Source organism: Kitasatospora sp. NPDC088548 (genome assembly GCF_044753005.1).
Lineage (GTDB): Bacteria > Actinomycetota > Actinomycetes > Streptomycetales > Streptomycetaceae > Kitasatospora.
Window position 1 is genome coordinate 157,634 of sequence record NZ_JBIVMI010000019.1, and the last position, 16,883, is coordinate 174,516.

General features: G+C 74.5%; 15 protein-coding genes and 1 pseudogene. 10 read left to right on the forward strand and 6 right to left on the reverse strand.

The genetic code is table 11. The annotated features are described in order from the left end of the window. Positions 1 to 168 precede the first annotated feature (168 nt). The gene (locus ACIP82_RS23925; RefSeq protein ID WP_363613459.1) at positions 169 to 831 is read right to left on the reverse strand and encodes a DUF3000 domain-containing protein; all 663 of its coding nucleotides are present in this window, start codon (positions 829 to 831) and stop codon (positions 169 to 171) included. 178 nt (positions 832 to 1,009) lie between these two features. Between ACIP82_RS23925 and hemE the strand changes: the two genes are divergently transcribed. Continuing rightward, the gene (hemE, locus tag ACIP82_RS23930; protein WP_363613487.1) at positions 1,010 to 2,080 is read left to right on the forward strand and encodes a uroporphyrinogen decarboxylase; all 1,071 of its coding nucleotides are present in this window, start codon (positions 1,010 to 1,012) and stop codon (positions 2,078 to 2,080) included. A 55-nt stretch (positions 2,081 to 2,135) separates the two neighbouring features. Here the strand turns inward: hemE and ACIP82_RS23935 are convergent, their stop codons facing one another. Continuing rightward, positions 2,136 to 3,230 (reverse strand): DUF4349 domain-containing protein, encoded by a 1,095-nt coding sequence (locus ACIP82_RS23935; RefSeq protein ID WP_400655969.1) that lies wholly within the window; start codon positions 3,228 to 3,230, stop codon positions 2,136 to 2,138. A gap of 149 nt (positions 3,231 to 3,379) precedes the next feature. Continuing rightward, on the reverse strand, positions 3,380 to 3,820 hold the full coding sequence (locus ACIP82_RS23940; protein ID WP_363613463.1) for a DUF523 domain-containing protein: 441 nt from the start codon (positions 3,818 to 3,820) through the stop codon (positions 3,380 to 3,382). A 267-nt stretch (positions 3,821 to 4,087) separates the two neighbouring features. Between ACIP82_RS23940 and hemG the strand changes: the two genes are divergently transcribed. Together hemG and hemQ are read left to right on the forward strand one after the other, a co-directional pair. Continuing rightward, a complete protein-coding gene (gene hemG / locus ACIP82_RS23945; protein ID WP_400655972.1) occupies positions 4,088 to 5,524 on the forward strand; it encodes a protoporphyrinogen oxidase in 1,437 nt (478 codons plus the stop codon). Continuing rightward, positions 5,521 to 6,246, forward strand: coding sequence for a hydrogen peroxide-dependent heme synthase (hemQ, locus tag ACIP82_RS23950; RefSeq protein WP_363613467.1), 726 nt, complete (start codon positions 5,521 to 5,523; stop codon positions 6,244 to 6,246). The genes hemG and hemQ overlap by 4 nt, the downstream gene beginning before the upstream one ends. An 83-nt stretch (positions 6,247 to 6,329) precedes the next feature. Here the strand turns inward: hemQ and ACIP82_RS23955 are convergent, their stop codons facing one another. The 3 genes and pseudogenes from ACIP82_RS23955 to ACIP82_RS23965 form a co-directional block, all read right to left on the reverse strand. Further along, on the reverse strand, positions 6,330 to 7,112 hold the full coding sequence (locus ACIP82_RS23955) for a TIGR04222 domain-containing membrane protein (RefSeq protein WP_363613469.1): 783 nt from the start codon (positions 7,110 to 7,112) through the stop codon (positions 6,330 to 6,332). Between the two features lie 69 nt (positions 7,113 to 7,181). Beyond that, positions 7,182 to 8,258 (reverse strand): TIGR04222 domain-containing membrane protein, encoded by a 1,077-nt coding sequence (locus ACIP82_RS23960; RefSeq protein WP_363613471.1) that lies wholly within the window; start codon positions 8,256 to 8,258, stop codon positions 7,182 to 7,184. Positions 8,259 to 8,285: 27 nt separating this feature from the next. Further along, positions 8,286 to 9,709 (reverse strand): annotated as a pseudogene (locus ACIP82_RS23965) (DUF692 family multinuclear iron-containing protein). 259 nt (positions 9,710 to 9,968) lie between these two features. Between ACIP82_RS23965 and ACIP82_RS23970 the strand changes: the two are divergent. The 7 genes from ACIP82_RS23970 to ACIP82_RS24000 all read left to right on the forward strand — a co-directional run bounded on the left by ACIP82_RS23970 (position 9,969) and on the right by ACIP82_RS24000 (position 16,725). Further along, positions 9,969 to 10,892 carry a GNAT family N-acetyltransferase gene (locus tag ACIP82_RS23970; protein WP_363613473.1) on the forward strand — a complete coding sequence of 308 codons (924 nt, stop codon included), beginning with the start codon at positions 9,969 to 9,971 and terminating at the stop codon, positions 10,890 to 10,892. A gap of 270 nt (positions 10,893 to 11,162) precedes the next feature. After that, on the forward strand, positions 11,163 to 12,188 hold the full coding sequence (locus tag ACIP82_RS23975) for an MBL fold metallo-hydrolase (protein WP_363613475.1): 1,026 nt from the start codon (positions 11,163 to 11,165) through the stop codon (positions 12,186 to 12,188). 114 nt (positions 12,189 to 12,302) lie between these two features. Beyond that, a complete protein-coding gene (locus ACIP82_RS23980; RefSeq protein WP_400655976.1) occupies positions 12,303 to 14,126 on the forward strand; it encodes an ATP-binding protein in 1,824 nt (607 codons plus the stop codon). Beyond that, the gene (locus ACIP82_RS23985; protein ID WP_363613479.1) at positions 14,123 to 14,548 is read left to right on the forward strand and encodes a roadblock/LC7 domain-containing protein; all 426 of its coding nucleotides are present in this window, start codon (positions 14,123 to 14,125) and stop codon (positions 14,546 to 14,548) included. The genes ACIP82_RS23980 and ACIP82_RS23985 overlap by 4 nt, the downstream gene beginning before the upstream one ends. Further along, entirely contained in the window at positions 14,545 to 14,898 is a 354-nt protein-coding gene (locus ACIP82_RS23990) for a DUF742 domain-containing protein (RefSeq protein WP_400655978.1), read from the forward strand. The genes ACIP82_RS23985 and ACIP82_RS23990 overlap by 4 nt, the downstream gene beginning before the upstream one ends. Then, on the forward strand, positions 14,876 to 15,514 hold the full coding sequence (locus ACIP82_RS23995) for a GTP-binding protein (protein WP_400655981.1): 639 nt from the start codon (positions 14,876 to 14,878) through the stop codon (positions 15,512 to 15,514). The genes ACIP82_RS23990 and ACIP82_RS23995 overlap by 23 nt, the downstream gene beginning before the upstream one ends. Then, on the forward strand, positions 15,511 to 16,725 hold the full coding sequence (locus ACIP82_RS24000; protein ID WP_363613483.1) for a cytochrome P450: 1,215 nt from the start codon (positions 15,511 to 15,513) through the stop codon (positions 16,723 to 16,725). The genes ACIP82_RS23995 and ACIP82_RS24000 overlap by 4 nt, the downstream gene beginning before the upstream one ends. The last annotated feature ends 158 nt before the right edge of the window (positions 16,726 to 16,883 follow it).

A 16,883-nucleotide genomic window follows, 5' to 3' on the forward strand; every position in this document is an offset into this window, starting at 1 on the left:
GGCTGTTATTTCTAAAAAAATCTATCAGATCCTGGGGGTTTTGGCGGTTTTGGGTGGTTTTCGCCGGGTCTTTTGCGGTGGCGCGCAACGACGCCCACACCCCGCCCGCCCGGGGGGGCGCCGGTCCGAGGCGCCCCGCCGCCACTCCTTCGTGCGAACCGGCGCGAATCAGTGCGAACGCGGGCGCCGGCGGGCGGGCATCGGAACCACTCCACCGAGTGACGAGGCATCGGCGGACTGCTGCGCCGCCGGTACGGCCGGCGGCAGGCCGGCGCTGGTGCAGAGCAGGTCCCCCCAGGCCGCCAGGTGCCGCTCGAAGCGGCCGTCGGCCGGCGTCCAGGACGCGCGGATCTCGATCTCGGTGGACGACGCCCGGTCCGCCAGCGCGCCGAAGTACTGCGAGGCGCATCTGGTCACCGTGCCGGACGGCTCCACGAAGCCGGCGCCGTGCGTCTGCAGCGCGTCCAGCAGCCAGGCCCAGCCGACCTCGGAGAGCATCGGGTCGCCGGCCATTTCGGGCTCCAGCTCGGCCCGGGTCATGGTCACCACCCGGAAGTCACCGTTCCAGGCCTCCTGGCCGGCCGGGTCGTGCAGCAGCACCAGCCGGCCGTCGGCCAGCTCCTCGCCGTCCACCTCCACGGAGGCGGTCAGCGCGAACGAGTAGGGGGCGAGCCGGCGTGGCGCGGGTACGGCGGACAGTTCGATCTCGGGGCGCAACCGCACCCCGCTCAGTGCCTCGACGGCGGCCCGGAACTCGCTCGGCGCCCCCTCCCGACCCGTTCCGCCACCTGTTCCGCCACCCTGTGCGGGGTGCCCGCCGACCGCTGCCATGACCCGAAGACTAGGTCGAAAACCTGGGTAATCGCCGCAACTTCTGCCCGTGCGGCGTGCCGGGACGGCAATCCGGCCAGATCTTGGAGGAACCCACGAGGCCGGGCGGGGAGTGCCACCCGGGGTACGTGCGAAGATTTGAACCGTGAGTGAGACAACGGCAGACACCACGGCAGCCATCAGCACCGGTCAGCAGCCCCCCGCGCGCCGCGGCGCCGCGTACGACTCCGCCTTCCTGCGCGCCTGCCGGCACGAGCCGGTGCCGCACACCCCGGTGTGGTTCATGCGCCAGGCCGGCCGCTCGCTGCCCGAGTACCTGAAGGTCCGCGAGGGCATCCCCATGCTGGACTCCTGCATGCGGCCCGAGCTGGTCAAGGAGATCACCCTGCAGCCGGTGCGCCGGCACAAGGTGGACGCGGCGATCTTCTTCAGCGACATCGTGGTCCCGCTCAAGGCCATCGGCATCGACGTGGACATCAAGCCCGGCATCGGCCCGGTGATCGCCGACCCGATCCGCACCGCCGAGGACCTCAAGCGGCTGCGCCCGCTGGAGCCGGACGACGTCCCCTACATCACCGAGGCCGTCGGCCTGCTGGTGGACGAGCTCGGCTCCACCCCGCTGATCGGCTTCGCCGGGGCGCCCTACACCCTGGCCAGCTACCTGATCGAGGGCGGCCCGTCCAGGAACCACGAGAACACCAAGGCCATGATGTACGGGCAGCCCGAGCTGTGGGCCGCCCTGGTGGACCGGCTGGCCGACATCACCTCCGTCTTCCTGAAGGTGCAGATCGAGGCCGGCGCCTCCGCCGTCCAGCTCTTCGACTCCTGGGTCGGCGCGCTCGCCCCCGACGACTACCGCCGCTCGGTGATGCCGGCCAGCACCAAGGTCTTCGACGCCGTCGCCGGATACGGTGTGCCGCGCATCCACTTCGGCGTCGGCACCGGTGAGCTGCTCGGCCTGATGGGCCAGGCCGGCGCGGACGTCGTCGGCGTGGACTGGCGGGTGCCGCTGAACGTCGCCGCCGAGCGGGTCGGCCCCGGCAAGGGGCTCCAGGGCAACCTCGACCCGGCCGTGCTGTTCGCGCCCACCAGGGCGGTCGAGACCAAGGCCCGCGAGGTGCTGCACGCCGCCCAGGCGATCGGCAGCAGCGGCCACATCTTCAACCTCGGCCACGGTGTGCTGCCCAGCATGGACCCGGACGCGCTCAGCCGGCTCGTCGCCTTCGTGCACGAGGCCAGCGCGCGCTGACCGGTCCAGGACAGGACGGTGGCGGGCCCCCGCAAGGCGGCCCGCCACCGCTGTCTCAGCTGTACCGCTCCTCTTCCTCCTCCACCGTCTCCTCCGCCTCCGGACCGGCCGGGAAGCCGGGCCGGCCCGGCGCATGGGCGGGCACCGGGGGCAGCTTGGCCGCCCGCCGCCGCCGGAGGAACCAGAAGGCGAACGCCGCGGGCCCGAGTACCAGCAGGAACGGCGCCACCGCCGCGACCGCGATCGCCAGCCCGCGGACGATCGTGACCAGCACGTCCCAGCCGCCGCCCAGCGCGGAGCCGACCGAGTGCCAGAAACCCTCCTCGCTCTGCTTCGGTGCGTCGGGCGCGTCGGTGTGGGCGGGCGTCGGCTCGCGCCGTGCGTCCAGCGTGAGGGTGGAGAACGAAGTCCGGGCGGCCAGCTCCTTCTGCTGCTTCTGCAGCGACTCCAGGTCCGCCTCGCGGCGGCTCAACTCGCTCTCCAGACTGGTGATGTCGGCCAGCGACTTCGCCTGGCCCATCAGCGCCCGCACCCGCTCCACGCTCGCCTGCTGGCTCTGGACCCGGCTCGCCACGTCCGCGACCTGCTGGGTCACGTCGTCCGCCTGGCTCTTGCGCGACAGCACCTCGCCGAGTGCGGAGAGCTGGTCCAGGGTCTGCTGGAACGCCGCCGACGGCACCTTGAGGGTGATCTGGCCGTTCAGCGGGCCGCCGGGCCGGGGGGCCGCGTTGTACGGGTCCCTTCCGTCGGGAGCCCCGCCGTTCACCGTCTCGCCGCCGATGTAGCCCCCGGCGGCGGCCGCCAGCTCGCGGGCCCTGGCGAGCACCTGGGAGACGTCCGTGGTCCGCAGCGACAGCTGCGCGGTGTAGGCGATCAACCGGGTGTCCGCGGCCGGCACGGCGCCCGGCTGCCCGGTCGCCTGCCCGGTCTGCCCCGCCGCCCCCGCCGTTCCGCCCGCTCCGGCCGGAGCCGCCGACTGTGCGGCACCGGCGGCCGGCGCGGCCGCGGGTGCCTCGTCCTTCCTCGCCGCGCTGTCGCCCCCCGCCCGGGCGTCCATGTTCCGCTCGGCCGCGCCGCACCCCCCGACCAGCAGCGCCGCCGCGACCACTCCGGCCGCCAGTGCGCCCGGTCTGCGTCGTCCTCGCACCACGATCGAACCCTCCCCGAACCCTCGGTCCGGCGCCCCGACCGGGGCGCCCAGACCATTCGACGGGCGAGGGCCCGAACCGGACCCGTCCGGGAGATCGCAACTCGATCACGGCTCGGTGGCGGAGGGGACACGTACGGTCGCCGGGGTGGCTACCCGGCCTCGACCTCGATGCCCGCCCGCCGCAGCAGCGCCGCCGTCACCCCGTCCCCCGGGCGCAGGGCGCCGGTGAACGTGCCGTCGTAGACCCGGCCGCAGCCGCACGAGGGGCTGCGGGCCATCAGCAGCGCCCGCCGTGCCCCGGCCGCCTCGGCGGCGGCCAGCGCCTGCCGGGCGCCGTCCAGGAACGCCCCGGTGCAGTCCGCCCCCGTCACGTCCACCACCCGGGCCCGCCCGGCCAGCACGTCCTCGCCGTCCCCGCCGACGATCTCCGCCGCCGGCCGCGGCGTCGCCAGCCCGCCCGCCACCTCCGGGCAGACCACCACCGCCTGTCCGGCCTCCACCAGCCCCACGGCCGCCGCCGACGTCTTCGCCCGCCCGTCGTACCGGCACGGCACACCCGCCAGACACGCGCTCACCAGGATCGGTTCCATGGCGGAAAGCTTAGGGCGTGTCTGACAATTCCCGCCGGGCGTGCGGCGTTGGGGCACGCACCTCGCCGCGTTGTCGTCGGTCGCCGATGCTCCGCATGGACTCCCTCCTCCGCCTTGCGATGCACGCACCCCAACGCCGCGCGCTGATCCGCCGCGAATTGTCAGACACGCCCTGGCCGTGCTCTGATCGGCGGCGCTGCGGAGGGGGAATCGTCCGGAAGCGGGCGGAGTGCGGCAAAGGTGTAAGGACCTGCAAGACTGCGAGGCATGTCGCAAGCACATGTCGTCGTGATCGGCGGCGGTATCGCCGGGCTGGCCGCGGCCGCCTTCCTCAGCGGTGCGGCCGGGGGGAGCGCGCGGGCCCGGGTGACGCTGCTGGAGGCGTCCGGGCGGGTCGGCGGGAAGCTGTCCGGCGGAGAGGTCGGCGGGGTCCGGGTGGACCTGGGGGCCGAGTCGATGCTGGCCCGGCGGCCCGAGGCGGTCGAACTGGCCCGTGCGGTCGGGCTGGGCGAGGAGCTGGAACCGCCGACCACCGCCAAGGCCGCGATCTGGACCAGGGGCGCGCTGCGGCCGCTGCCCGGCGGGCAGGTGATGGGCGTCCCCGGTGACCTGGACGCGCTCGCCGCCTCCGGGGTCCTCACCGCCGAGGGGCTGGAGCGGACCCGGCACGAGGGCGGTACGGAGGTCGCGGACGACATCGCGATCGGCCGGTACGTCGCCGCCCGGCTCGGCCGCGAGGTCGTGGACCGGCTGGTCGAGCCGCTGCTCGGCGGCGTCTACGCCGGGCACGCCGACGAGATCTCGCTGCGCGCCGCCGTGCCGCAGCTGCTGCCGATCGCGCAGGGCGGCGGCTCCTTGGTGGCCGGGGTGCGCGAGCTGGCGACCCGGCCGCAGAGCACCGCCGGGCCGGTGTTCCAGGGCCTGCGCGGCGGCCTCGGCACGCTGCCGGAGGCGGTCGCCGCGGCCTGCGTCAGGGCCGGAGCCGAGCTGCGGACGCACACGCCGGTGGACGAGCTGCGCCGGACCCCCGACGGCTGGCGGGTGGTGACCGGCGGCGGCGAGACGCTCACGGCGGACGCCGTCGTGCTGGCCGTGCCCGCGCCCGCCGCCGCCCGCCTGCTGCGCACGGACGCGCCGGGCGCGGCCGCCGAACTGGACGGGGTCGAGTACGCGGGGATGGCGCTGGTCACCCTCGCCTTCCGGCGCGCGGACCTGCCCGAACCGCCGGCCGGCAGCGGCTTCCTGGTGCCGCCGGTGGACGGCCGGCGGATCAAGGCGTCCACCTTCTCCTCCAACAAGTGGGGCTGGCTGGAGCGTTCCGCCCCGGACGCGTTCCTGCTGCGCACCTCACTGGGCCGGCACCGCGAGGAGCAGGCGCTGGACCTGCCGGACGAGGAGCTGGTGGCCCGTTCGCTGGAGGACCTGGGCGAGGCGATCGGCCTGACCGCCCGTCCGTACGACACCGCCGTCACCCGCTGGCGGGCCGGCCTGCCGCAGTACCCGGTCGGCCATCTCGACCGGGTGGCCCGGATCCGGGCCGCGGCCGGGCGGCTCGGCGGGCTGGCGCTGTGCGGGGCCGCGTACGACGGGGTGGGCATCCCGGCGTGCGTCGCGAGCGCGCGGACGGCGGTGGCCGCGATCGTCGACAGACTGCCGACCCCGGAGACCGGGGAAGGTTCCACGGAGAGGACAATGGGCGCATGACTGAGACCGTTGAGCGGCAGCCGGAGCAGCAGCCCGAGAAGAAGAAGGCGCGCGACCTGAACCAGGTCATCCGCTACACCATGTGGTCGGTGTTCAAGCTCAAGGGCGCGCTGCCCGAGGACCGCACCGCCCTCGCGGCCGAGGTGGACGAGCTCTTCGCCCAGCTGGCCGCGAAGGACATCACGGTGCGCGGCACCTACGACGTGTCCGGTCTGCGTGCCGATGCCGACATCCTGGTCTGGTGGCACGCCGAGGACTCGGACGACCTCCAGGACGCGTACAACCGCTTCCGCCGCACCGGCCTCGGCCGGGTGCTGGAGCCGGTCTGGTCGAACATGGCGCTGCACCGCCCGGCCGAGTTCAACAAGTCGCACATCCCGGCGTTCCTCGCCGACGAGCGCCCGCGCGACTACGTCTGCGTCTACCCGTTCGTCCGCTCCTACGAGTGGTACCTGCTGCCGGACGCCGAGCGGCGCGCGATGCTCTCCGAGCACGGCCAGATGGCGCGCGGCTACCCGGACGTGCGGGCCAACACCGTGGCCTCCTTCGCCCTCGGCGACTACGAGTGGCTGCTCGCCTTCGAGGCGGACGAGCTGCACCGGATCGTCGACCTGATGCGCGACCTGCGCCCGTCCCGGGCCCGGCTGCACGTCCGCGAGGAGGTGCCGTTCTTCACCGGCCGCCGCAAGCCGGTGAGCGAGCTGCTCAACGGCCTGGTCTGACCGGCCGCGCACCATGTGGAGGGGCCCGCCTCGGCGGGCCCCTCCACGCGTTCTCCGGCCGGAGCGCGTCGGCCGGGCCGCGGTCAGTCGCGCTGGGGGCGGAGCGCCGCGCGCAGCCGGGCGTCCGGGAGGGCGGCCGGGCCGATCATCGCGACGGCGGTGAGCAGTTCACGCTCGTCGTCGTCGACGAGGCCGTGCTGGCGCGCCGGGCGGACCTCGCGCAGCACCTCCTGGCCGACCGGTGAGGCCCACTGGGTGTAGGGGTAGACGTCGACCCGGGCCATCAGCAGCGTGCCCGAGGTGAGGATCAGCGGCAGCGAGAACCAGGCGAGCGGCACCAGCGTGTCACCGTCCGCGGCCCCGCCGACGGCCAGCGCGGCGGCCAGCAGCACCAGCGAGAGCAGCAGCGCCTGCCGGACCTGCCGGATCACCAGGACGGTGTTCTGCTGCACCGACGCCGGGGTGGCCAGTCCGGCCAGGGTCAGCCGGCCGCCGATCTCCAGCACGGTGGGGTGGACGCCCATCGCCCGCCGCAGGTCGGCCGTCCGGCACTGGCCCTCGGGCCCGACGGTGGCGACCACCGCGCGTTCCAGCCGGCTGCGGCCCTTGGGGTCGACGACGGTGGTCCAGCCGGTGTGCGCGAGGTGCAGCCGCCCCCGGGAGGACATCAGGACGAGCGCCAGCTCCACCACCCGGTCCGGGCCGCCCGCCAGGTAGGCCGTCTCGTACAGCCCGATTCCGACGGCCTCGGACGGCCGCGGTCCGTCCTGTCCGGCGAGGGTGTCCGCGGTGGCGGTCATCCGGACCAGCCGGATGCAGGAGAGCACCGCGGCGACGCAGGCCGGGATCAGGAAGAGCAACCACATGGGCTTGTTGTAGACCTCTCGCGGTCGCGCGCGGAACGCATTCCCGGAGCGCGATACCGAACTGTGACGTCAGGAGCCGCAGCTCGAACCACCACAGCTCGAACCGCAGCTGGAGGAGGACGAGGACCCGCAGCTGCTGGAGCCGGAGCCGCAGCTCGACGAGGACGAGCCGCAACCGCTGGAACTGGAGCCGCAGCTGCCGCCGCCGCAGCCGGATCCGGAGGACCCGGAGTCGGAGGAGCCGCACCAGGCGGCCGAGCCGCCGCAGGAGGAGCCGGACGAGGACGACGAGCATGACGAGGACGACGAGGAGGAGGACGAGGAGCCGCCGGTGGCCGCCGTGGACCGGGCGGCCGCGTCGGCCGCCGCCGCGGCGAGCATCGCCTCCTGCAGTTCCTCGTCCCCGAGCCCGGCGGCGGCCAGCCCGCCCAGCGCGATCGCGCCGAGCAGCGCGCCGCCCGTCGACCTGGGCGCCAGACCGGCACTGGGCTTCCACGGCTTGCCGCTGTTCATCAGAATGAGCTGGCGGCAGCCGGCCAGGGTGATCCGGCCCTTGACCGGCCAGGTGAGGATCAGGGCGACCAGGCCCACCACGAGCAGGACCGGCGGGATCCACGGCGCGGGCCGGTCGGAGCCGGCGTCGCCGGAGTCCAGCAGATAGGCCGCGACGGTGAACACCACCACGCCCAGCAGGGCGAACCAGAGCCGGCGGCGTGCCAGGCGGGCCCGCCGCAGCCGGACGGGGTTGCGCATCAGGCCGCGGTCGGCGAGCCGGTCGCCGATCTCCTGGACGGCGGGGGAGCGCATCACCTCGCGGCGCAGCGGGGTGAGGTCGCGGTGCTTTGACGGTCCGACGGCCTCGATGATCGCGAGGTCCACGGCGTCGTACGGCGTGCCGGTGGTGACGGTGACCAGGCCGGCCCGGTTGACCACCACCCGGCCCGCCTGGTGCATCCGCACCAGCGCGGTGTCGAAGACCCGGCCGGGGCCCCCGGACAGGAAGGCGGTGTCCAGCAGCGGCAGGCCGCGGCCGGGCAGGCCCTTGGCGAAGGGCACGCGCTTGACCAGCACCTTGGCCCGGATCGCGGCGACGGCGGCCGCGGCCAGCAGGACGGCCGGGACCAGGTAGTAGACGTTGTGCCACATGGGCGTTTCCCCCGGAATGGTGAGGTCTTACAGTTCGTGGGAGGGTCCGGCGCTTCCCGCCGGCCTCTTCTGGTCGTGTGGCCGCGGGCCGGGTAGCAGGGCCCGGCGCAGGCGGGTGAGCGGGCCGGGCCGTCGCCCGGCGGCGGGGTCGAGCCACTGCCGCAGGGCGGTGCGGTGCTCCTCTCCCGTGGCATCGTCCGCGATCGCCCAGGCGGCGAAGGCGCGGGCGTCGGCGCGGTAGCCGCCGGTCTGCGGGTGCCGGCGGGCGTACGCGAGGAACAGCGGTCCGTACTGCGGCCCGAGCAGGCGGGGCAGGGCCGGGGCGACCTTGGCGGCGGTGTCGCGGCGCTTGGCGGCCAGGCCGATCGACTGGGCGCGCACCTGGGCCTCGTCGAAGCCGGGCGGGACGGGGCCGCCGGCCACCAGGGCGGCCAGCAGCGCCTCCTGGCGCCGGGCCAGCGCGGCGCGGGCGGCGGTCAGGTCCGGGGCCTCGGGCGCCGGGCTCCCGTGGGCGGGGATCTCGTGCGCCGGGGGCTCGTGCGCCGGGCTCTTGTGCGCGGGGCCCTCGGGCGCCGGGCTCTTGTGCATGGGGCCCGTCATGTCGTGCGGCCCCCCTCCAGCACACGCCGGATGGCGTCCAGTTCGCCGGCCAGTTCGGCGGGCGGCGGGAAGGCGGCGTCCCGTTCCAGCAGCACCCCGGGCGGTGCCACCCGCGCGCAGAGCTCGGCCAGCACCTCCAGCACCGGCTCGGTGACGGGGTGGGCGTGGGTGTCGTGCCAGATGCCGTCGATCATCGTGCCGCCCGCCACATGGACGTAGGCCAGCGCCTCCAGCGGCAGTCGGTCCAGCTCGGCGGCCGGGTCCAGGCCCAGGTTGACCCGGTTGGTGTGCAGGTTGGCGACGTCGATCAGCAGCCGGACGCCGGTGCGCTCGACCAGCTCGGCGAGGAACTGGCCCTCGGTCAGCTCGTCGTCCGGCCAGGCCAGCTGGGCGGCGATGTTCTCCAGCGCCAGCGGCACCGGGAGCAGGTCCTGTGCGATCCGGACGTTCTCGGCGACGACCCGCAGGGCGTCGCGCGAGCGGGGCACCGGCAGCAGGTGCCCGGCCTCCAGGCCGCCGGCCCGGACGAACGCCAGGTGTTCGGTGACCAGCGGGGAGTCCAGCGCCTCGGCCGCCTCGGCGAGCCGGGCGAGCCGGGCCGGATCGGGCCGGTCGGCGCCGCCGAGGCCGAGCGCGACGCCGTGCGGCACGACGGTGACGCCGCGGGCCCGCAGGACGGTCAGCGACTCGGGCAGGTGGTCGGCGCAGATGTTCTCCGCGACCACCTCGACCCAGTCCAGGCCGGGTTGTCGTTCCACCACGGTGTCGATCTCACTGCGCCAGCCGAGGCCGATGCCGAGCCGGTTCGCCGGGGTGGCCGCCGCGGGCCGGTTCACTGCGGGGGAGGTCATCGGTGCGCGCCCCCTTCGGAGGGCTGGGTGGGGTGGCCGTCGGGTGGTGCGGGCGTCGTCGCCAGGACCGCCGGGCCGTGCTGCTGAGGATGTCCCCGGGTGGGGTGGCTGCCAAGCCTCGCCCGGTCATCTCAGAGCATTATTTGAGCTTGAGGGCCCGGTGGTGAGGGACTTTAGTCCCGTCCGCCGTGCCGAGCTGCTGGTGGGGGCCGAAATTCGGAGGCGGCCCGGCCGGGCGGGCGGTTAGCGTGGCGCGTCTATGACGACACTGACGATTCGTGACTTCCGCCCGGCCGACGCCGGGGCCGCCGCCGCCGCGCACACCGCGGGCCGTGAGCACCTCCTGCTCACCCCCGAGGTGTTCGTGTGGCTGAACACCCGCCAGGCCGGGGGCGAGCACTTCCGTACCTTCGTCGCCGAGCTGGACGGCGAGGTGGTCGGGTCGATCCGCTGCGGTGTGGTCACCGGGACGACGACCAAGGGCGTCGGGTACGCCAACGGCAGTGTGCTGCCCGCGTACCGGGGCCGCGGCGCCTTCACCGCGCTGCTGGCGGCGGCCGAGCGGCACCTCGTCGAGCACGGTGTGGTGGAGCTGCACAGCTGGGTGGACGACCGGCCGGAGTCGCTGGCCTTCGCCGCCCACCGGGGCTTCACGGAGGGGCGGCCGGCCCACTTCGCGGGCCGCGACCTGACGCTCCCGCTGCCGGCGGCCACGGTGCTGCCGCCGGGTGTCGGGCTCCGGCCGGCCACCGACTGGGTGGACGACCCGTACCCGGTCTTCCTCATCGAGGCGGACGCGATCCGCGACGAGCCCGGCGAGGTCGAGATGGACGCCGCCGACTACGAGGACTGGCTGCGCGGCGCATGGGCCCGGCCCGACCTCGACCGGGAGCTGACCGTGGTGGCGGTGGTGAACGGCGAGCCGGCCGCGTTCACCGCGGTGCAGACGGACGGCGCGCACCGGTACTGGTCGGCGTTCACGGCCTGCCGCCGGGAGTTCCGGGGGCGGGGCCTGAGCAAGCTGGCCAAGGCGGAGTCGCTGCGCCGGGCCCGGGCGGCGGGCTACCGCTGGGCGTACACCAGCAACGACGCGACCAATGCGCCGATGCTCGCGATCAATGCGTGGCTGGGATACGAACGCTGCGCGAGCGAGCGGAAGTTCACCAAGCGGCTGGACGGCTGAGGCCCCGCCGCCGCGGTCCGGGGGCGTACTCACCACGGGATTTCCGGATTTCTGCACCGAGCACCCGGACCCTGCCCGCGCTGTGAGGGCCCGGCCGGTCCGTCGTCGCGCCGTCCGTTCCCGTTTCGTGGTCCGTCCCGCTGGGTGAGACGATTGGTACCGACCAAGGGTGTGCGAATCGGGACAGGTCGGGAGAGTCTGGGGCGCGGCCTGTCGGTGAACGTACAGGAATTTTCCCGCCCCTGACACATCATGGGCATAATCGCGCACATGACGATCAACCGTGCGAACGTGAGCGCGATTGCCGAGGACCTGTATGTGTGGCTCCCCCCGAAGCGGGGCTGGGGCCTGGCCAACTGCGGACTGCTGGTCTCGCCGAAGACCGCACTGTGGATCGACACACCGTACGACCCCTCGATGGCCGCGGAGTTCCTCGCCGAGAGCCGCCGCCGGCTGCCCGACGGGGTCACGGTGGACCGGGTGATCGTCACGCACGCCAACGGCGACCACCTCTGGGGCGCCGGGGTGCTCCCGGACGCCGAGGTGATCTCCACCCGCGAGGCGCTGGAGCACATCCACTACGAGCCGACCCCGAAGCAGCAGCACGCGCTGGTGACGGGCAGCGACCCGGCCTCGCCGCTGGGCGGCTACCTCCGCGAGCACTTCGGGCAGTTCGACTGGTCCGGCACCGAGCCGGTACGCCCGGACACGGTGTTCCACGGTGAGCTGGAGCTGCGCGTGGGGGAGTACCCGGTGCAGGTGACCGGGCTGCCGGCCGCGCACACCGGCGGCGACCTGATCGTCCACCTGCCGCGACAGCGCGCGGTGTTCACCGGTGATGTGATCTTCGGATCGACGCCGCAGCAGCCCGGCGACCACCCCGTGCACTGGGCCGGCCCGCTGCAGAACGTGATCGAGGCCTGCGAGCGGATCCTGGCCACCGGCGCCGAGGTCGTCGTCCCCGGCCACGGCCCGGTGCTCGACCGCTCCGGCGTCCAGGCGCACATCGGGTACCTGGAGTACGTCCGGGACCGCGCGCACGCCCTGCACGCCGCCGGGATACCCGCGCTGGACGCCGCCCGGCGGGTCATCGCCGAGCAGCGTTACCCCGAACTCGGCCTGCCCGAGCGGCTGGTGCTCACCGTCGCCGCCGAGTACCGCCACCTGGACGGCTCCGAGGTGCCGAGCGTCCTGGAGGCCATGAGTCAGGTTGCCCTGGTGGCCAGGGAGTTGGACGAGGATACTGGTCGGGTGCCGCGGCTCCGGGCGGGGCGGAGCACCGGCTCGCCCGCCTGACCGGACGGATCGAACAGACCGGACGGACCGCAGCGCCGGCGCCGCCGTCGGCCCGTCCGGACCGTGCACGCACCCCCTTTCCAGCCCTTCCAGCGAGGACTTCCGAGGACTTCGATGACGCAGATCGCGCTGCTCGCCCTGGTGGTGGCCGCCGCCGTGCTGGCGGGTGTCCTGGCCCGCGGCCGCTCCCGGGCCCTCACCCGGGCCGCGGCCGCCGAGACCGGACTGGCGCACAGCGAGGAGCGCACCCGCGTCGCCGAGGGCCGGCTGGCCCGGGCCGAGCAGCAGCAGCGCGAGGCGCAGGACGCCGCCCGGCACGCGGCCGAGGAGACCCGCCGCGCCGAGGGCCGTTACCGGGCCGCCGAGGAGCGCACCCGCGAGGCGGACGAGCGGACCAGGGAGGCCGCCGAGCGCGCCCTGGCCGCCGAGGGGCGGACCGGTCAGGCGGAACGGCTCATCCACCAGGCGGAGGAGCGGGCGGCCGCCGCCGAGGGCCGGACCGCCGAGGCCCAGCAGCGGCTGACCGACGCGGACGAGCGGACCAGGGAGCTGCTGGCCGAGATCGGCCACCTCGCCAAGGAGCGGGTGGCGGCCACCGCGCTGCGGCTCAGCCACCCCAACGCGCCGGTGGCCGGACCGCTGGACCGGCAGGGCATCGGCCCGGAGGCGGTCCAGGCCCTGCAGGCCGTGCTGGACGCGGCCGCGGCCGCCATCACCGACGAACGCGAGCGGGTCGACGCCGCCGCCCGGGCCGCGATGCGCGGCGCCACCTCCAAGATCCAGACGCTGCTGTACCAGATCCAGAGCCTGGTCCAGCAGCTCCAGCACGACAACGACGACCCCCGGCTGCTGGAGGTCGACTTCCGCAACGAGGTCGCCCTGCGCCGGATCCAGACCATCGCGGTGCTCTGCGAGGCCTGGCCCGGCCTGGCCCGGACCGACTCGCCGCTCGCCGAGGTGGTCGTCGGCGCGCTCTCCCGGGTGCCCGGCTACGCCCGCATCAAGGTGGCCAACCACCTGCGGGAGAGCCGGCTGGCCGTGGTCGCCCGGGCCGCCGAGCCGCTGGCCATCACCGTCGCCGAGCTGCTCGCCAACGCCACCGCGTACTCGCACCCGGAGACCGACGTCCCGGTCACCGTCCAGCAGGGCGGCCGCGGGGCACTGGTGATCATCGACGACAGCGGCATCGGTATGGAGGAGGACCAGCTGCGCCGGGCCCGCAGGCTGCTGACCGGCCCGCCCGAGGTGCTGCTCACCGAGCTGGGCAACCCGCCGAAGACCGGCTTCGCCGTGGTCGGCAAGCTCGCCCGCCAGTACGGCTTCTCCTGTCACATCGAGCCCTCGCCGTACGGCGGCATGCGGACGATCGTGCGGATCCCGGCCGCGCTGCTGACGGTGGTGGACGACGAGCAGCCGCTCTCGGTGCTCACCCCGCTGCCGCTGCGGGCCGGCGCGGGCCCGGCTCCGGCGCCCACCGTGCAGGCCGTGCCGACCCCGCGCGAGCTGTCCGACGGGCGCGACGGGCGCACCGTCCGCGACCCGGACCGGCCCGAACCGCCGGTCGGGCACACAGTGCCGACCATGCACGTCGTGCCGTCCGGGCCCGACGCGCCACCCGTGCAGGCCGTGCCGTCCGGCGACGGCAGCGGGCTGCCCAGCCGCCGCCGGCGCCAGCCGCTGCCGTCCGACGACCGGGTGCCCGTCCCGCGCGCCGCCGACCCCACCGCCGAACGCAGTCCCGCCGGAACGCCCGCCGCCCCGCCCGCCCGCACCCCCGAGCAGGCCGCCGCCCGCTGGCAGGCCCTGCAGCAGGGCACCGGGACCGGCCGGGCCGCCGTGGCGGAAGCCGCGGACCGGGCCGACCGGTCCGACGGCACGGCCGACACCGCAGGTACCGGCCACAGCCCCGCCCAGACCCCCGAAGGAGCCGAGCAGTGAGCACGAGCCCTACCGCCACCGACGAGATCTCGTGGGTGCTGACCCCGCTGCTGGAGCTGCCGGGAGTCCTGCACGCGGTCATCGCGACCGGTGACGGCCTCGTCGAAGGCGCCTCGGACGGCCTCGACCGGGCCTCCGCCGAGCGGGTCGCCGCGATGACGGCCACCGTGCACGCCGCCGCCCGCGCGTTCACCAGCGCCTTCACCGACACCGACCAGCCCCGGCTGGCCCAGACCGTGGTCGAGTCCGAACTGGGCTTCGCCATCGTCGTCCCGGCCGGGGAGAACACCTCGCTCGCGGTGTTCACCTCGCCGGAGGCCCAACTCGGCAACGTGGCCTACCAGATGCAGGTGCAGGTCGCCGCCCTGGGCCGCGCGATGGCGAGTCCGGCACGGCAACAGGAGAGCACCGCCCGGTCATGACCGCCGTACCCCGCAGGCGGATGGTGCCCGCCTACCTGGCCACCGGCGGCCGCAGCAGGCCCGGCGGCGCCGGCTTCGAGCGGCTCACCGTCCTGTACGCCGCGGGCGCCGAGCCGCCGCCGGAGCTGGAACACGAGCACCGGCGGCTCTGGGAGCTGCTGCGCCCGGGCGCGCTGACCGTCGTGGAGGCCGCCGCGCACCTGCGGCTCCCGGTCAGCGCCACCGTCTTCCTCGCGGCGGATCTGGTCGACGCGGGCTGTTTACGGGCCCGCAGCCCGATCCCCCGCGCACAGCAGACCGACCGCTCCATCGTTGAGAGGCTCCTCGTTGGACTCCGCACTCTCCGGTAGCCCGACCGGCCGCCCGAGCCGGGTGGGCTACCTGCCCGACCGGGACCAGACGCTGATGAAACTGGTGGTCGCCGGCCCGTTCGGGGTCGGCAAGACCACGCTCATCCGCACCCTGTCGGAGATCGCCACGCTGCACACCGAGGAGGCGATGACCGAAACCGGCGCGCCGGTGGACGACGCGGCGGGCCTGCCCGAGAAGACCACCACCACGGTGGCGGTCGACTTCGGCCGGCTCACCCTGCCCGGCCAGCTGGTGCTCTACATGTTCGGCACGCCCGGCCAGCGGCGGTTCTTCCCGCTCTGGCAGGACATCGCGCGCGGCGCTCTCGGCGCCCTGGTGCTCGCGGACACCCGCCGGCTGGCCGACTCCTTCGAGATCATGGACATGGTCGAGGAACAGGGCCTGCCCTACGCGGTGGCCGTCAACTGCTTCCCCGACGCGCCCGTGCACTCGATCGAGGTGCTCCGGACCCATCTGGACCTGCATCCGGACACCCCGCTGGTGCTCTGCGACGCCCGCGAGCGCCGCGCCAGCCTGGACGCGCTGATCGCGCTGGCCGAACACGTCCTGGACGTCCTGCCCGCCGCACCCGCCGCCGCCCTGGAGCAGCCGTGACCGCCGACACCAGCCCGCCGAGGCCCGAGACCCGGCCGATCCCGATCTACGGCCCGGTCTTCGCGGCCGACCCGCAGCTCGTCTACGAGCAGCTGCGCCGCTACGGCGCGGTCGCCCCGGTGGAGATCGCGCCGGGCGTCGAGGCCCTGCTGGTCACCGACTACCAGGCCGCGCTGGACCTGCTGCGCGACACCGACACCTTCTCCAAGGACTCCCGGGCCTGGCAGCAGACCGTCCCGGCGGCCTCGCCCCTGCTGCCGATGCTCGGCTACCGGCCGACCGCCCTGTTCAGCGACGGCGAGGTGCACGCCCGCTACCGGCAGGTGATCACCGACGGGCTGGCGCTGATCGAGCCGCACCTGCTCCAGCGCCGGGTCGCCGAGGTCGCCCACCAGCTGATCGACCGCTTCGAGGCGGCCGGCTCCGCCGACCTGATCGCCGAGTACGCGCGGCAGCTGCCGGTGTTCGTCTTCAACACCTGGTTCGGTGTGCCCGAGGAGCACAGTGCCCGGCTGGTCGCCGGCATCTCCGGCATGATCGAGTCCACCGAGAAGGCCGGCGCGGCCTACGCGGACCTCGTCTCGGTGGTGACCGGCATGGTCGCCGAGCGCCGCGAGCACGCCCGGCACGACCTGACCTCCTGGTTCCTCAACCACCCGGCCGGGCTGGACAACGACGAGGTGATCCGGCAGATCACCCTGACCATGATCGCCGGGCACCAGCCGACCACCAACCTGATCGGCAACGCGCTGCTGCGGCTGCTCACCGACGCCCGCTACGCCGGCTCGCTGTTCGGCGGTGCGATGACGGCCTACCAGGCGATCGACGAGGTGCTCTGGCACGAGCCGCCGCTGGCGAACTTCTCCGCCCACTACCCCCGGTACGACATCACCTTCCACGGCCGGGAGATCGCCGCCGGCTCGCTGCTCCTGGTCTCCTACGCGGCCGCCAACTCGCGGGCCGCGCCGGACACCGACGGGGGCGAGCTGCGCAGCGGCGAGAGCGCCCACCTGGCCTGGGCGGCCGGGCCGCACGCCTGTCCGGCCCGTGACCCCGCCCTGCTGATCGCGATCACCGCGATCGAGCAGCTCACCAGCCGGCTGAGCGACCTCGCGCTGAGCACCCCGGCCGACGACCTGTTCTGGCGCCCGGGCCCGTTCCACCGCGCCCTGGTCCACCTGCCGGTCCGGTTCAGCCCGGTCGGCGGGTAGGCCCGGGAGCGGCGCGCCTCCGGATTCGTCCGGGGCGCGCTGTTTTGTGTTGCGCCAGGGGGTTTGTTCGCGCGCCGTCTGTTCGGGTGATCCGGAGAGGGGATTATCTGGTTCCGGCGCTGGTGTTCGTCTGCCGCGTCTACGGTGATCCTTGCGGC

Coding starts and splice junctions, on each gene's coding strand:
- ACIP82_RS23970 (WP_363613473.1), top strand. CDS start 9,969: ATGACGACACTGACGATTCGTGACTTCCGCCCGGCCGACGCCGGGGCC.
- ACIP82_RS23960 (WP_363613471.1), bottom strand. CDS start 8,258: ATGTGGCACAACGTCTACTACCTGGTCCCGGCCGTCCTGCTGGCCGCG.
- ACIP82_RS23980 (WP_400655976.1), top strand. CDS start 12,303: ATGACGCAGATCGCGCTGCTCGCCCTGGTGGTGGCCGCCGCCGTGCTG.
- ACIP82_RS23955 (WP_363613469.1), bottom strand. CDS start 7,112: ATGTGGTTGCTCTTCCTGATCCCGGCCTGCGTCGCCGCGGTGCTCTCC.
- hemG (WP_400655972.1), top strand. CDS start 4,088: ATGTCGCAAGCACATGTCGTCGTGATCGGCGGCGGTATCGCCGGGCTG.
- hemQ (WP_363613467.1), top strand. CDS start 5,521: ATGACTGAGACCGTTGAGCGGCAGCCGGAGCAGCAGCCCGAGAAGAAG.
- ACIP82_RS23925 (WP_363613459.1), bottom strand. CDS start 831: ATGGCAGCGGTCGGCGGGCACCCCGCACAGGGTGGCGGAACAGGTGGC.
- ACIP82_RS23990 (WP_400655978.1), top strand. CDS start 14,545: ATGACCGCCGTACCCCGCAGGCGGATGGTGCCCGCCTACCTGGCCACC.
- ACIP82_RS23975 (WP_363613475.1), top strand. CDS start 11,163: ATGACGATCAACCGTGCGAACGTGAGCGCGATTGCCGAGGACCTGTAT.
- ACIP82_RS23940 (WP_363613463.1), bottom strand. CDS start 3,820: ATGGAACCGATCCTGGTGAGCGCGTGTCTGGCGGGTGTGCCGTGCCGG.